This window comes from Njordella calcicola (assembly GCF_056494125.1).
Genome location: NZ_CM151396.1, coordinates 5,732,261 through 5,745,428 on the forward strand (window position 1 = coordinate 5,732,261; position 13,168 = coordinate 5,745,428).

Annotated in this window: 13 protein-coding genes and 1 riboswitch; of the genes, 8 read left to right on the forward strand and 5 right to left on the reverse strand. The window is 52.8% G+C overall.

All coding sequences use genetic code 11. From position 1 onward, the window contains the following. The first annotated feature begins 195 nt into the window (after positions 1-195). The 4 genes from SH302x_RS22070 (at position 196) to SH302x_RS22085 (ending at position 4,302) form a co-directional block, all read left to right on the forward strand. On the forward strand, positions 196-1,905 hold the full coding sequence (locus SH302x_RS22070; protein WP_479364901.1) for a hypothetical protein: 1,710 nt from the start codon (positions 196-198) through the stop codon (positions 1,903-1,905). 134 nt (positions 1,906-2,039) lie between these two features. After that, positions 2,040-2,699: a tRNA (guanosine(46)-N7)-methyltransferase TrmB gene (trmB, locus tag SH302x_RS22075; protein ID WP_479364902.1), complete on the forward strand. Its 660-nt coding sequence runs from the start codon at positions 2,040-2,042 to the stop codon at positions 2,697-2,699. 63 nt (positions 2,700-2,762) lie between these two features. After that, positions 2,763-2,998: riboswitch (cobalamin riboswitch) on the forward strand. Positions 2,999-3,128: 130 nt separating this feature from the next. After that, entirely contained in the window at positions 3,129-4,055 is a 927-nt protein-coding gene (locus SH302x_RS22080; RefSeq protein WP_479364904.1) for a DUF4465 domain-containing protein, read from the forward strand. 31 nt (positions 4,056-4,086) lie between these two features. After that, positions 4,087-4,302 (forward strand): DUF1289 domain-containing protein, encoded by a 216-nt coding sequence (locus SH302x_RS22085; protein WP_479364906.1) that lies wholly within the window; start codon positions 4,087-4,089, stop codon positions 4,300-4,302. Here SH302x_RS22085 and SH302x_RS22090 read toward each other — a convergent pair. The 5 genes from SH302x_RS22090 to SH302x_RS22110 all read right to left on the reverse strand — a co-directional run bounded on the left by SH302x_RS22090 (position 4,299) and on the right by SH302x_RS22110 (position 8,358). Then, on the reverse strand, positions 4,299-5,297 hold the full coding sequence (locus SH302x_RS22090) for an RluA family pseudouridine synthase (RefSeq protein ID WP_479364907.1): 999 nt from the start codon (positions 5,295-5,297) through the stop codon (positions 4,299-4,301). The genes SH302x_RS22085 and SH302x_RS22090 overlap by 4 nt on opposite strands. Next, complete coding sequence (locus SH302x_RS22095; RefSeq protein WP_479364908.1) at positions 5,294-6,166, reverse strand: YfgM family protein; 873 nt, start codon at positions 6,164-6,166, stop codon at positions 5,294-5,296. Before SH302x_RS22095 ends, SH302x_RS22090 begins: the two co-directional genes overlap by 4 nt. 139 nt (positions 6,167-6,305) lie before the next feature. Beyond that, entirely contained in the window at positions 6,306-6,950 is a 645-nt protein-coding gene (locus tag SH302x_RS22100; RefSeq protein WP_479364909.1) for a class I SAM-dependent methyltransferase, read from the reverse strand. A gap of 24 nt (positions 6,951-6,974) precedes the next feature. Then, complete coding sequence (locus SH302x_RS22105) at positions 6,975-8,000, reverse strand: CDP-alcohol phosphatidyltransferase family protein (RefSeq protein WP_479364911.1); 1,026 nt, start codon at positions 7,998-8,000, stop codon at positions 6,975-6,977. A 55-nt stretch (positions 8,001-8,055) separates the two neighbouring features. Beyond that, positions 8,056-8,358, reverse strand: coding sequence for a phosphatidylserine decarboxylase (locus SH302x_RS22110; RefSeq protein WP_479364913.1), 303 nt, complete (start codon positions 8,356-8,358; stop codon positions 8,056-8,058). Between the two features lie 349 nt (positions 8,359-8,707). Here SH302x_RS22110 and SH302x_RS22115 point away from each other — a divergent pair, with 349 nt between their 5' ends. The 4 genes from SH302x_RS22115 (at position 8,708) to SH302x_RS22130 (ending at position 13,085) form a co-directional block, all read left to right on the forward strand. Beyond that, entirely contained in the window at positions 8,708-9,244 is a 537-nt protein-coding gene (locus SH302x_RS22115; RefSeq protein ID WP_479364915.1) for a sigma-70 family RNA polymerase sigma factor, read from the forward strand. A 16-nt stretch (positions 9,245-9,260) separates the two neighbouring features. After that, positions 9,261-10,283, forward strand: a complete 1,023-nt coding sequence (locus SH302x_RS22120) for a hypothetical protein (protein WP_479364916.1) — start codon at positions 9,261-9,263, stop codon at positions 10,281-10,283. Positions 10,284-10,494: 211 nt separating this feature from the next. Next, positions 10,495-11,721, forward strand: a complete 1,227-nt coding sequence (locus SH302x_RS22125; protein WP_479364917.1) for an SHD1 domain-containing protein — start codon at positions 10,495-10,497, stop codon at positions 11,719-11,721. 50 nt (positions 11,722-11,771) lie between these two features. Beyond that, complete coding sequence (locus SH302x_RS22130; RefSeq protein WP_479364918.1) at positions 11,772-13,085, forward strand: Gfo/Idh/MocA family protein; 1,314 nt, start codon at positions 11,772-11,774, stop codon at positions 13,083-13,085. Positions 13,086-13,168 lie beyond the last annotated feature (83 nt).

Below are 13,168 nucleotides of genomic sequence, written 5' to 3' on the forward strand. Positions count from 1 at the left end.
GGGTGGACCGTTTTTTTTTGCTGTGCAATGCTGTCTCAACGAGCCTGAAAAGCAATATTTTTTCGAGATGAAAGCAATGTCTCTGAAAAATATGCGAATATCCCTAAACCCCCTACCCAGATGAACCCGGTACGTGCCACAATATGAACCTTGTACGCTCTGCGAAATCTGTTTTGTAACGAAGGATTGGAGATAATGATTGTGAAAGTACTTCAGGCGCGAACTCTTGGCGCATTGTCTGTCTTGCTCGCGTTGGCGGTGGCCGTGTGCCCAACCATTCGGGCTCAAGAAAGATCTGCTGCTGCGGTCGCGGTGGGCACCGACAAACCAACCGTCGTTTTGGCAATCAACAGTTTCGACAAACTTATCCCTGACCTGATCTATCTGACGCGGGCCTCTGGCCAGCAATCCTATGCTGGCTTCATCACCCTGTTTGCCAATCAGTATGGACAGGGGCTGGATCGAACTCGCCCGATCGGGTTGACCGTCACATTGTTGGATGACGCACAGCCGAAGATGTTTCTGATGTTGCCCGTCAAAGACCTTGACACATTTTTCGCCGCCAACGCGCAATTTTTGACACATGATGAGCTCAGTCAAAATCGTTATTCGCTCACCGTGGGCATGGCGAACATCTACGGTATTTATGAAAATCAATGGCTATACGTCACGCAATTCGAAGATGACTTGGCGGCGATTCCCGCTAATCCAAAAGCCCTGCTTGATCCATTGGTGGCACGCTATGACATCGGCGTCAATTTGAATCTCGGCTCGATCCCCGAAGATATGAAAGAGCAGTTTCTTGCAAATCTCGACCAAGGTTTTGAATCCGCTTTGGCGAATCAAGGCAATGCCAAGACGCCGGCAGAAATGGAAGCCAACCGTCAACGCGGCGAAGCTGTGATGCAACAATTCAAAGACACCATTAACGATACCGAGCAGTTGCTGATCGGATTGAACATTGATCAGAGTGCAAAGATCGTGCAATGGGACTTCGGCACGAAGTTTGTCGAAGGGTCGAAGCTTGCCAAACAAACCGCATTGCAATCTGGGCTCACTTCAAAGTTCCTACAAACTGCTCAGCCGAACGATCCGATTCAAGTCCACTATCGATCGAAACTGGGACCAGATGAAATCGCGCAAGCCAACCAAAATCTCGATATGCAGATGGAGCAACTTGAGCCAACGCTCAAGACTTCCGTCGACGATCCGAAAGCTCGGGAAGTCATCCAGCGTTTTGCAACGATCTTGGTCGATTCCTTCCGCGAGACGGTAGCCGAAGGCGAGATCGATGGTTGCTATACGATAAATTTCAACAATGGACTCAATCTTCAAACTTTAGGCCGCATCAGCAAACCGCAAGAGCTAGCCGACGATTTGCTGGCCATGTTCCGCGAGTATGAGGATGAGAAGTATGCGCCGAAGATTGTGGGCGACGCGGCGAATTACAAAGGAATGAAGCTGTACGCTGGGACTTGGCAATTGCCTCCAGACAAGGACTTGGATGGCTTGCGTGGTGCCATTGGCGAAACGCTTCCTTTCGTACTAGCTTTTGGAGAAAAAGAAGCGGGCTTTGCGTTTGGCGTGAACTCCGAATCGAATCTCAAGTCAGCTATTGATCGCGTACAAGCCGCACAACCAGCGGCCGCGCATCCATTTGATTTGAGCTTCGAGCTAACTCCGGTACTTCAGTATGCGGAAACGCTGGTGAAGGATCAAAAAGCACTTACGATTCTGCAAGCAACGATCGCTAAAGCATCTGAGTTTTCTAACAACGACATGGTGAAGCTTGAGAGCCGAGCCATGAATACAGGCATCATCGCTCGATTGACTTTCGAGGAAGGTGTCTTGCAAGCTTTGGGGACCGCAGCCACCGCTAGTGCCACTCCTCCAGCCCGTCGATAAAAACTTCGGATGACAGATTGTAAAGCTGACGATTGGCCACCAGTCGTCAGCTTTTTTGATTTTACGAGCGATCTATTTTCGCTCCCTCAGGCCTTAAATAAGTCACTTAACGAATAGCGTTACCGTCCTTCAGCATGTCTATCGAGCAGCACGAACCGCAACACGACGAAGTCCCCGAGCAAGCGGAAGAGATTTACGCACAAGCGCATAAGATCTTTCGGTTCGATGGCGATCAAGATCGATTTACCGCCATGCTTGCGACTAGCCGTCCGATTGAGATCGAAGTGGGTTCTGGCAAAGGGCTTTTTCTGCGATCGGCCGCCACCGCTAGCCCTCACATATGTTTTATTGGATTAGAGATTGCGGCCAAATATGCTGCGATGTCGGCCAAGAAGCTAGACTCGCTGGGGCTTAACAATGCAACGTGCTTTTGCGCCGACGGCGTGCGAGTGATGGACGAAATCGTGCCCGCCGGACTGTTGTCGGCAGTTCATGTATACTTTCCAGATCCTTGGTGGAAGGCCCGTCACAAGAAGCGTCGAGTGCTGAATCCGCGAATGATTCAAGCGATCGATAAAGCACTGAAGCCTGGCGGCAAAATGCATTTCTGGACGGATGTGCTGGACTACTATGAATCAACGATCGCGATGATTGGCGAACTGGTTTCTTGGCAAGGTCCTTATTTGGTGCAAGAGCGTGATGCCAGCGATGACATGGATTACCATACGCATTTCGAGCGTAGAACGCGGCGCAACGGGATGCCCGTTTTCCGAACTCTTTACGTAAAGCAATGAATCCTTGCGGCTTGCTGCAAAAAAAGCTAATTTCGTTTGACAGCCGGTAGTCGGCTGGCTAGATTCATCCCAACGTTACAAGGTGCTGCGTATCTATTCCAAGGATAGGCAAGTAACAGGGAACTTTGGTGCAAGTCCAAGACGGCCCGGCCGCTGTGACCAAGTGCTGAAACACACTTTCTTTTCAAGAGCCATTGCTGGCAGCGAAGTTTGGATTTTCCAACGCGTCTGCGGTGAGAAGGCTAGCGAGTGTTGTGGAGCTTGGGAGTCAGAAGACCTACCTCGTACCGCACGGCTGTGCATCCTCCAGGGGGGATGGTCGTGACGCAAGGCCATGCTGCGCACTGAACGGAGCTCTACTCATTTTGTAGAACTGCTGCAGGTCGTCGCTTGACCTTCGAAGTGACTTTATTTTTCTAGGAGCTACCTGTGCTTAACCATTTTTTCCGGCTCTATTGCGCCGGCTTGGTCGCGTTCTGCGCGCTGTTCGCAAGCCACAATATTTCAGCAGAAGTCATCGGCTTTGAAGAGTTTTACTCGGCCGCTTCGCCTGATGCGTTTGAATATCGATTTTCGCCCTCAACCCCTTTAAGCGGATCACTTTCGATCGAAGTGCCAACGGGTGGGTTCTTGATCTACGCATTGTCGTCGAAATCTGCGTTTAGCGGGACTGCACCAGTAATAGACTCGTTCAATTTTTCCAACCCCGACAATTATTGGTTGAACGGAGATGACACCGTAAGTGCCAATGGACAAGGAGCTGGCGGCTCGAACACTTGGCTATCGGTTTACAACAGCAACTTTACGCCACAAGGTCAGGAAGTGGGGGCGGGAGATGCTATCTTCTCATTACCCGCCAATTTTCGTTTTCAACAAGTCAGTATCAACAACAACCTACTTAACAACTTCGCGTACGAAAATGGTTTAGGCGACTTCACATCGGAGTTCATCCCTGGCGATTTCCTGCGAGTGCGATTCTTGTCACTCAATGCTGCAAATAGCGTCATCGGTCAGTCCGATTGGATCGATCTGGCAAGCTACCCACAGGGAGGCAGCCTCAACATGCTTACCGATTGGTTAGACGTCGATCTAAGCGGGCTGAACACCAATCGCTTAGGATTCGAATTCACGGGGACAGACATCAGTGGCACTTTTCTCAATACGCCAACGTACCTTTCGCTGGACAATTTCGTCATAGCTGCGATCCCCGAACCCAGCTCGCTGGTCCTGCTAGGCTTGGCGGGCGGGGCGATGGCGTGGCGGAAACGCCGCTCCCACAAACTGAGCGACGCGTCGACCAACGCTCCGTCACCTAGTGATGTCGCGTCGATCGACACTAGCTCCAGCAACGCTTAACGTTGGACAACGTCCGGGTAAGGAAGCACCGTTGTCCAATCAAGTAATTTTATGCCAACCGATCGCTTCGCCTTGCACCAAACAATGTGCTTTGAACAAGGCGAAAGTTTGCATCGGTTGCGGTCGAACCATCGACGAGATCGCTAACTGGCAACTGTTGTCGCACCGAGAACAACTGCGCGTTGTGGCGCTGGCCGATCAGCGATTGAACTCGGAATTATCCATATGCAGCCAAACAAACGATTAAGCTTTGACGGAACGAAGCACCGCTAGAGCTAGTTCGAAGTCCTGAGGCAACGGTGCGATAAACTCGAGCTCGTTGCCTTTGATTGGATGCACGATCTTCAAGCGATACGCATGCAACGCTTGACGATCAATCACGACCTCTTCATCGGCAGGCACAGATGGCTTGCCCTGCAATGCCTTTCGCAGCAACTGCCCTTTCGTGATCGTGGCATGACCAGCATATAGCCGGTCGCACAAAACCGAATGACCAACATGGTCTAAATGAACTCGGATTTGATGCGTGCGCCCCGTCTTGGGATGGACGCTCAAGTACGAGTAGCCTGCGAATCTTTCGATGACTTCGTAAAACGTCTCCGCGTTGCGACTGGAATGATGGCCATCACGGATCGCCATCTTTTCGCGTTGGTACGGGTGATAACCGATAGGAGCCTTGATCCAGTCGCGGTCGTGATCGATACGACCAACGACGATACAGCGATACTCCTTCTCCACATCACGGCTCTCGAACTGAGCGGCCAGTTTAAAGTGTGCTTCGTTGGTTTTGGCAATCGCGATCACGCCGCTGGTATCGCGATCCAGTCGGTGCACGATACCAGGGCGTGTTGGCCCGCCAACGTCGCTGAGCGATTTGAAGTGGTGCGCAAGTGCGGCGGTCAGCGTCCCTCGCCAATGACCTTTGGCGGGATGTACGACCATCGCGGGGGGCTTGTTTATGATTACCAAATGCTCGTCTTCCCAAAGCACATTCAGCGGAATGTCTTCAGGAATGGGGCCATCGTCTGGAGGGGGAGGCAAATCGATCGTGACGGTATGGCCCGTATGGATTTTGAAAGCCGGTTTGACCGACTGGCCGTTGACTTGCACGTGCCCTTCAGCAACCACACGCCGCAGAAAGACACGGCTGTATCCATCACACACCAAGGTGAGGAACAGATCGATCCGAAGTCCATCTTTGTCGTCTGGGACTTGGAAAGTTAATTGTTGGATGGCGTTCAAGGAGCTTCTTCGGTCGTTTCGGAAGCACTAGGAATTTGAATCGCGTCGGCAGCAGGTTCAGCTTCCTCAACCGGTGGCGTGTTCGGATCAGGGATCGCAATTTCATCCGAAAGCGTTGGTGCTTCGGTGGAACTGGAAGTCCCCAACGGATTGTCCAGCGGCGAAAATTTGATGTCGGGAGTTGTGGGTAATGTCCGAAGGTCTTCTGCAGCGCCCACTGGACGTGGATCGGCTGGCGCATTGGCTTGGAACCAAGCGAAGAACTCCTTACCACGATCGCTTTGCATAAACTCAATTCGATCGGCTAGCGATTGCTGAAGTTTTTCGTCAGCGCCTTCCATGCCCATCACCTTGCGGTACGCGTCGATGGCCAATTGGGCATTTGCTTCGGAATCATAGGTTTTCGCAATTCCCAAGTTCGCTCGAACCGCCAGCATTGAATCGCGGGTATTGTCAGCAACCGCCTGGTATTCCGCGCGGGCTTCCTGCAATTTCTGCAGGGCAATCCCACGGTCAAGGTAAACTTGCATCAAAGCTTCATTCAGTTTGGCATCGGCCGCGATCTGCTGTGCCCACAGGGCGGCCGTCGTGCCAGAATAATCCTGTGCCACCGTCTCCAACTGCGAGACCTGCGTTTGCGAAAAATAGATGTCTGACCACCCCGTCGCTTCGCGTTTGGCAGCCCGGCCCGAAATCAGCGAAATGGCAATCGCGATCGCGACCACCGCCAAAATACCAGCCAAAATCCAAGGAAACAGAGGCTTGAGCTGCAGAAACCAACGCTCGATGCGATCAGCCAATAAGTTGCTTTGAACGTCGGAGCGAGGAGTCGATCGAGCGGGAGTGCCTTGCGCTGCAGGGGTGGACATTTTGCTAGCTTTGGAGAAGTAACGGAGCGGAATTCGCCGAAAGTCCGCAAATATAAGTGCATGCGGTAGCGGACTCAATCCCAGCTTGACCTTCCCGACAGATTAACCCAGATTATTCATCGCGAATAAAGGGCCGCCATCAAGCCTTGTGATCTCTTCGACCCACGACGATGGTAAACAGCGACCAAGGCTTTGTTTTGTAGGTTTTCTCAATTGTCATGGGGATGGCTTGGCAGATCTCTTCCCGCCGTAGATTGGTGCGCCAACCCAAGTGTTTGGTCAACGGGGAAATGCTGTCCATCAGCGGTGCGATCCATGGCTTCTGGCTGCGAAAATGATTGATTACAACCAGTTTCCCATTGGGTTTACACACGCGGTGCATTTCACGCATCAGCTTTGCGACATCGTCGACGACGCTGACCAGATGAAACGCCATGACGTAATCAAACTGGTCATTCTCGAAGTCCAAAGCGGTGGCATTCATATTACGCACTTCAATGTGATCCCATTGGTTTTCCAAGATCCAATCCTGAGCAACATCCAGCATTGCCTGGGATAGATCAACGCCCAGGACATGAGCATGTGCTGGATAAGCGGCAAAGGAGAGCCCCGTCCCAACTCCCAGTTCCAAAACTCGTTGACCTGGAGCGATATTCAGGGACCGGATGGTAGCTTGGATTCGGCGTTCATAGACACGACCAAAGATTCGGTCATAGTGTTTAGAAAACCTGTGGTAAGTATGACTGGAAACGGCCCTTGATTGCGGCGCGGCATTCAGAGACATAAGTTGCGAAACTCGGAGTAAATTCTATACGTTTGGCTGGGAAAGGCTGGCGGGGTTGCTGGTTTCAACACCGACACTTACCTTCGGCTCTGGTTGGATTGGGGAAATTCCCAATATGTGGCGATAGAGGGATTGGATCGGCGACTCGAATGCGAACAGGCACAGAGCAAGCGGTAAAGCTAGCTCGCCACAGGTCAGCGCCGTAATCAATATGACAACAACGCGAGTGAATTGGTAGGACCTCATTTTGCGTTTTCTCCAACGGTTGGCTACGTGACGATAGCAAATGTTGGAAACCATAAGGAAGGCAGCAATGGCGGTAATCACCGGCACCAAGACCATGATGGCGGTGGCGATCCGCGGGGCTGCTTCTTGAGCCCACGGCATGGCATCGGGCGTTGTCCAGCGATTGAGAGCCACCAAGGCTATCCCAAACGAGGCGATAATTCCGGCCGCGGCTGGTGAAGGTAGCCCCGTAAAAAACTCATGCGTGTCGTTTTCATCGGTTTGCACGTTAAACCGAGCAAGCCTCATCAAAACACAGCTAAAGTGCAGCATGCCGATCAGCAGTAAAGCGATCGCGGGCAGGTATTCGTTGAATGCTAAAAGCAGAAACACGGGTGCGGCACCAAAGGAAACCGCATCGCTCAAGCTGTCCAATTGCGTTCCAAAAAGGCTGCTTTGCTTGAGCCGACGAGCGACTTGGCCGTCCATCATGTCGAAAATCATGCCGACAAAGATGCACGCAGAGGCTAGAAACAAAGACCAAGACGGAGTCAGCTCAAAGATCGCATTGGTCGAAAACACGATGCTCATGAGACCGCTGAGCCCGTTGCATAAGGTCAGCAGGTTGGGGATGGCCGCTGGGGTGACCGTGGGTTTTGAGACCGTTCGAATTCGGCGCCGTGTGCGCAGCGGGTTAAGCTCGGTCTGCACGGCGATGTCATGCCGCAAACGCCCGCGGCGTAGCAGTTCAGGCAGCGTAATCAGGCTGCGTTTTCGGTCGCGGCTATGTTTTTTCAGCTTCGCTTGCTTTAGTCGATTGGCCATCTCGATTTGTTTTCGACGGTGTCAGTCTCGCCATGACGCTGGTACCAGCTTTGACTTAATCACCCAGCCGAACGACAAGTTCGACTTGGTTGCTACGTGGAAGGACCAGTTCGGTTCGCGAGCCAATCTTGATCATACCAAACTTTTCCCCTCTTTGGAGTCGATCTCCAATAGTCGACCAGCAAACAATCCGTCTGGCAATAGCGCCCGCGATTTGCCTAACACGAAATCGCAGCCCACGCTCATCGGCCATCTGCAACCGCAGTTCCATTCGCTCGTTTTCGCGTGCCGATTGAGGTCGCAGGGCATTCGAGAACTTGCCGCGACTGTAAGTCTGACCGACCAAGATCGCCTCCACTGGCGACCGATTGGATACGAGGATCTGGCTGCTCTAACGAAATTTGATCAGATGGAGGAGTCACGGACGATTCAGACAACAGCTTTATTCTTTCGTACAGCCGGAGTAACTTCAAATAACGGTGGGCACGGGCGGCTGGCCCGCGTCATCACAATCAATTTGGTCCGGAATGTCAATTTGGTCCGGAATATAGCGGAAAACCTCCGGATTTTCCTTGAGGCGATCCCATGTTTGGCTGCGATTTGATCGATTGCGTTTTTTCTTTGTCCTCGTTCGTACTCTGAGCGACAATTCAGGTGTGTACAATCGCATGATCCGCGAGCTTGTCTGTCCAATTTTTTAGGTTGCCATGGTGCTTCAATCGGCCGAACTATTCGAGCTATTGATCCGCGAGCATTCCCGCATGCTGACGGTCTATCTCAAGGCGGCGGGCTGCAGCGATTCCTTGCTGGACGATGTGTGGCAAGAGTCCATGATTGTCGCTTGGCGAAAACTGGACCAATTCGACCGCACCAAACCCTTTGGTCCTTGGCTACGCGGCATCGCGGCCAAAACGTTACTGGCGCAGCAACGCAAGTCGAACCGCATCGCACTGGTCGGTGACGCCGATTCGCTGGCCAGCCTCAGCCAGCGTCTCGAAAGCATCCACCATTTGCCTGGCGATACGCTGGATGAAAAGCTGGCGGTGTTACGAGAATGCTTGAGCAAACTGAAAGACGCAGATCGCGAGTGCTTGGAGCTGCGTTTTCGAGATGGGCTAAAACCAGCCGCCATCTGCGATCAGTTGGGGCTGGCGTTAGAAGCAGTCAAGAAGCGACTGCTGCGAGCCAAACAACGTGTGCAAAGTTGCTTCGAAAGCAAACTGCCCGAAATGGAACAAGCTTAAACCAGCTAGCCAAGCCATGAATGTGAACAACCCCAATAACAGCAACAACGCCGACCGTGATGAGCAAGTGGAGCCAAGCTGCTCATCGGCCGAGGATGGATTACTGGAAGCGTTACTCCATGAAGTTTATCATCCCCAGGCCAACTCGGCTTTGGACCAACAACGCATCGCTCGCCTGATGCAAGCGATAACGCCCGATGCCCAAGCAGCGCGTAGCACGCTAGCGACGGTTCCCAAGCGAGGGTCTACAAAACCTGCTTGGGGTAAATGGAGCGCACTTGCGATGGCTGCCAGCTTGATGGTCGCCGCCTCGCTCGCTTTCGCCAGTTTTACCACGAGCAATAAGGCGTACGCTGCAGTCGACAAAGTACTTGAAGCCAAACCTACCATTCGCGCTTACGATGTCTCGATGACACGACGACGTCCTATCGGCGGCCACCGAGAAACCAAAGCCAACTTATACTTCGACCAACAAGATCAATTTGTAATGCATGTCCCCTCAGCTAGAGGACTGGATGATGTCTGGATTGGTGGCGATGCTGCCCAGCGTTGGTTAATTCCACGAATGGGCCCCGCTTACATTGGCAATGAAGCATTGGTGGGCAGTTGGTTAGCCAACCGCGATGTACCCAGCACATTCCTCCACATGCCGACCACGCTGCAACGGATGCGACGGGCTTACAAACTGCAACTGCGTGAAGCGGTTGACTTTCAGTTAAACGTCAGCGCCCCAGGCTTAGACAAAGTGCGTTGCAACCATGTCATTGGAAGATTGCGAAAACCCAATCCGCGATCGCCCAGCACCATTGAGTTTTGGTCAGATCGCCAAACCAATGTGGTCTACAAGCTCATGTTGAAGTGGGAGCGAAGCGGTGAAGGCCGTGGGCTTGTGGCTTGTACCATTGAATATCGCGGCTCGCCGGAACTGGACGAAGACTGGTTTACTCTCCAGCGGCATTTATCAGCCAATCGCCGCATCGTCGAAGTTTCTCGTCCAGAAGAGTTACCATCGGATATGGAAGGCGCGAGTTCGCCTTAGAACAGCCTACTCTACAAACGCTGTTCGGCTGTATCGTGCTTTGGCACTGATCGGTAATCGCAGGCCGATAGAAAATCTTAATCGCAGTGCAGCTCGACCGCCAAGCGTCCCCCTCCTTGGACTACAATACAGCGGTGGAACGACCGCTTGTTTGGGCGTTCGACATGGCAAATAAACATGAACACTGCGCAGTTTTGCTGAGGTACTTACTATGAGAAGACTACGATTTCCCCAGATCGCGTTGGCCATCACCGTTGGCTTGGGATCGTTGTCCACGGCGCTGGCACAAGACGCGCCGCTGTGGGTGGATGCGACAGGAAAGTTTAAGGTTCAAGCGACCTTTGTTCGCGTGGAAGCGAATCAAGTCGTCCTGAAGAAAACCGATGGTTCCGAAATCAAAGTTCCCATCGCTAAACTCAATGCGGCCAGTCAACAGCTTGCCAAATCAGAAGCTGCTCGCGTTGCTCAAAATGCGGCACCTAGCAAGGTCATGGAACCTTCTTCTGCATCGACTATCAGCGACAACATGTCGGTCGAGGAGTACGTTGCATTCGTCAAATCGCAGGTGGAAAAGAAAGATTACTCTTTCGCTTGGGATATACTGCCCGCGTCATACCAAAGCGATGTTCAATCGCTTGTTAAGCTGACCGGTCAAAAACTGGATGCTGGCCTACACAGCGACATTGTGGCGACCAAGAAACAACTGATCGGCATCTTGAAATCAAAAAAGAAGCTGATCCTAAACAGCCAAGCGTTGCCGATGCTGAAGTCACCCGAAGCAAACAAAGCGTTTGACCCCGTGGTCAATGCACTCGATGCAGCTTTTGATGTCGAACCCTTTTCCCCCAGCGCACTTAAGAGCGGGGATGTGAAGCCGCTGGTTGGCAAATACTTGACTCGATTGCTGGCCGCCCTCGAACCACTCAGCAATCTGGCTGAATCGATGGGAATGGAAGAAGCCGCTGCGGCACAAGACATCTCGCAAATGAAATACACTATTGAAACGATCGATTCCGATACTGCGATTGTGACTTACAGTTCGCCAGGGCAAGCCGAACAAAGTACGACGTTGGTGCGCATCGAAGGCAAATGGATTCCCAAAGAGCTCGCCGACTCGTGGTCCGATTCGATCGCGAAAGCCAAAGAGCAACTCGAAGCCTTGACTCCACAGAATCAAGCGCTTGCCAGATCGCAGTTGAAGGAATTCAAAACCAGCTTCTTGTCCGGATTGGAAAAAGCGAAAACCCAGCAAGAGTTCGACATGATGCTGCAACCGATTGCCATGATGGCCGCAATGATGGGCGGAGGCATGCAAGGCTTTGGTCCTGGTGGTCCGGGTATTCCAGGCGGTCATGGCGGTCCAGGGTTTGGGCCAGGCGGGCCAGGATTCGGTCCGGGCGGGCCAGGATTTGGTCCAGCAGACTTCGAGCAAGATTGATATAATCCCAAGTATAGCCCCCCGCCTTCTTCCTCTATGGAGACCTTGCCATGATGCGATCTCAAGCCCGCGATCGACGTTTGTTTTTAAAGTATGCTGCGACCTCCGCAGCCGTCGCCTTAGCAGCCGATCCGCATCGGCTACAGAAAGTTCATGGCCAAGCGACTGGATCATCCCCCAACGAGAAGATTGTCGTGGGGGTCATGGGCGTCAACAGTCGCGGCGCCGATTTGGCCAAAGGGTTTGCCAAGCAACCCAATGTATCCGTCGGTGCAATCTGCGATGTCGACTCAAGGGCCGCTGAACGTGTGGCCGGCTATGTTGCCGATTTGCAGTCAATCAAGCCGACGGTTACGCAAGACTTCCGACGAATCCTGGATGACCAAAACGTCGATGTGCTAGTCGTGGCCGCGCCCAATCATTGGCATGCTCCAGCCACCATCCTGGGTTGTGCGGCCGGCAAGCATGTCTATGTCGAAAAGCCTTGCAGCCATACTCCGCAAGAAGGCCAGTGGTCACTGGAGGCCGCTCGCAAGAACAAACGCATCGTCCAAATGGGATCGCAACGCCGCAGTTGGCCTGTCGTTCAGGAAGCGATTCAGAAGATTCACGACGGGGCGCTTGGCAAAGCTCTTTATGCTCGCACTTGGTACAACAACCGCCGACCAACGATCGGCCAAGGCAAACCCACCGACGTGCCGCAGTGGCTGGACTGGAACTTGTGGCAGGGCCCGGCTCCCGAGCGACCTTACCAAGACAATCTGGTGCACTACAACTGGCATTGGAACTGGCACTGGGGCAACGGCGAGTTGGGCAACAATGGCATCCATGGTATCGATGTTGCCAGATGGGGGCTGCAGGTCGCTTTCCCAATTCGCGTCACCGCGGGGGGTGGGCATTATCGTTATGACGATGACCAAGAGACGCCCGACACGATGATGGCCACCTTTGATTTCCCTGAAGGTAAGACTATTACTTGGGAAGGGCTCAGTTGGTCGCCACTTGGCCCGCACGATTCGCGTTTCGGGATCAGCTTTCATGGCACCGATGGCTCACTGGTCATTCGCGGAGCGGACTATGCGATCTATGACGCCAATGACAAAGAAATAGAAAGCAAGAAAGGCGACGGAGGTGATGCAACGCATCTGCAGAACTTCTTGGACAGCATTCGTACCGGTGAATTGCCCAATGCGGATATCGAGCAAGCTCACCGCAGCACGCTACTGTGCCACTTAGGTAATATCGCTTATCGTTGCCAAGAAACTTTGCTGATCGATTCTGCCAACGGACACGTCACGAACAGTTCTGCGGCGCAGCAGTATTGGACCCGTGAGTACCGCGCTGGCTGGGAACCAAAGGTGTAAGCGACTTCCCGCTTGCTCAAGCCCCTCTAGCCCCCCCCTTACACATCCCCGCCCCTTCTAACCTACAGAATGACGTATGTCTC

Excerpts from the sequence above, each read along its gene's own strand:
- SH302x_RS22105 (WP_479364911.1), bottom strand. The coding sequence starts at position 8,000 with ATGGCCAATCGACTAAAGCAAGCGAAGCTGAAAAAACATAGCCGCGAC.
- trmB (WP_479364902.1), top strand. The coding sequence starts at position 2,040 with ATGTCTATCGAGCAGCACGAACCGCAACACGACGAAGTCCCCGAGCAA.
- SH302x_RS22125 (WP_479364917.1), top strand. The coding sequence starts at position 10,495 with ATGAGAAGACTACGATTTCCCCAGATCGCGTTGGCCATCACCGTTGGC.
- SH302x_RS22070 (WP_479364901.1), top strand. The coding sequence starts at position 196 with ATGATTGTGAAAGTACTTCAGGCGCGAACTCTTGGCGCATTGTCTGTC.
- SH302x_RS22095 (WP_479364908.1), bottom strand. The coding sequence starts at position 6,166 with ATGTCCACCCCTGCAGCGCAAGGCACTCCCGCTCGATCGACTCCTCGC.
- SH302x_RS22100 (WP_479364909.1), bottom strand. The coding sequence starts at position 6,950 with ATGTCTCTGAATGCCGCGCCGCAATCAAGGGCCGTTTCCAGTCATACT.
- SH302x_RS22115 (WP_479364915.1), top strand. The coding sequence starts at position 8,708 with ATGGTGCTTCAATCGGCCGAACTATTCGAGCTATTGATCCGCGAGCAT.
- SH302x_RS22120 (WP_479364916.1), top strand. The coding sequence starts at position 9,261 with ATGAATGTGAACAACCCCAATAACAGCAACAACGCCGACCGTGATGAG.
- SH302x_RS22130 (WP_479364918.1), top strand. The coding sequence starts at position 11,772 with ATGATGCGATCTCAAGCCCGCGATCGACGTTTGTTTTTAAAGTATGCT.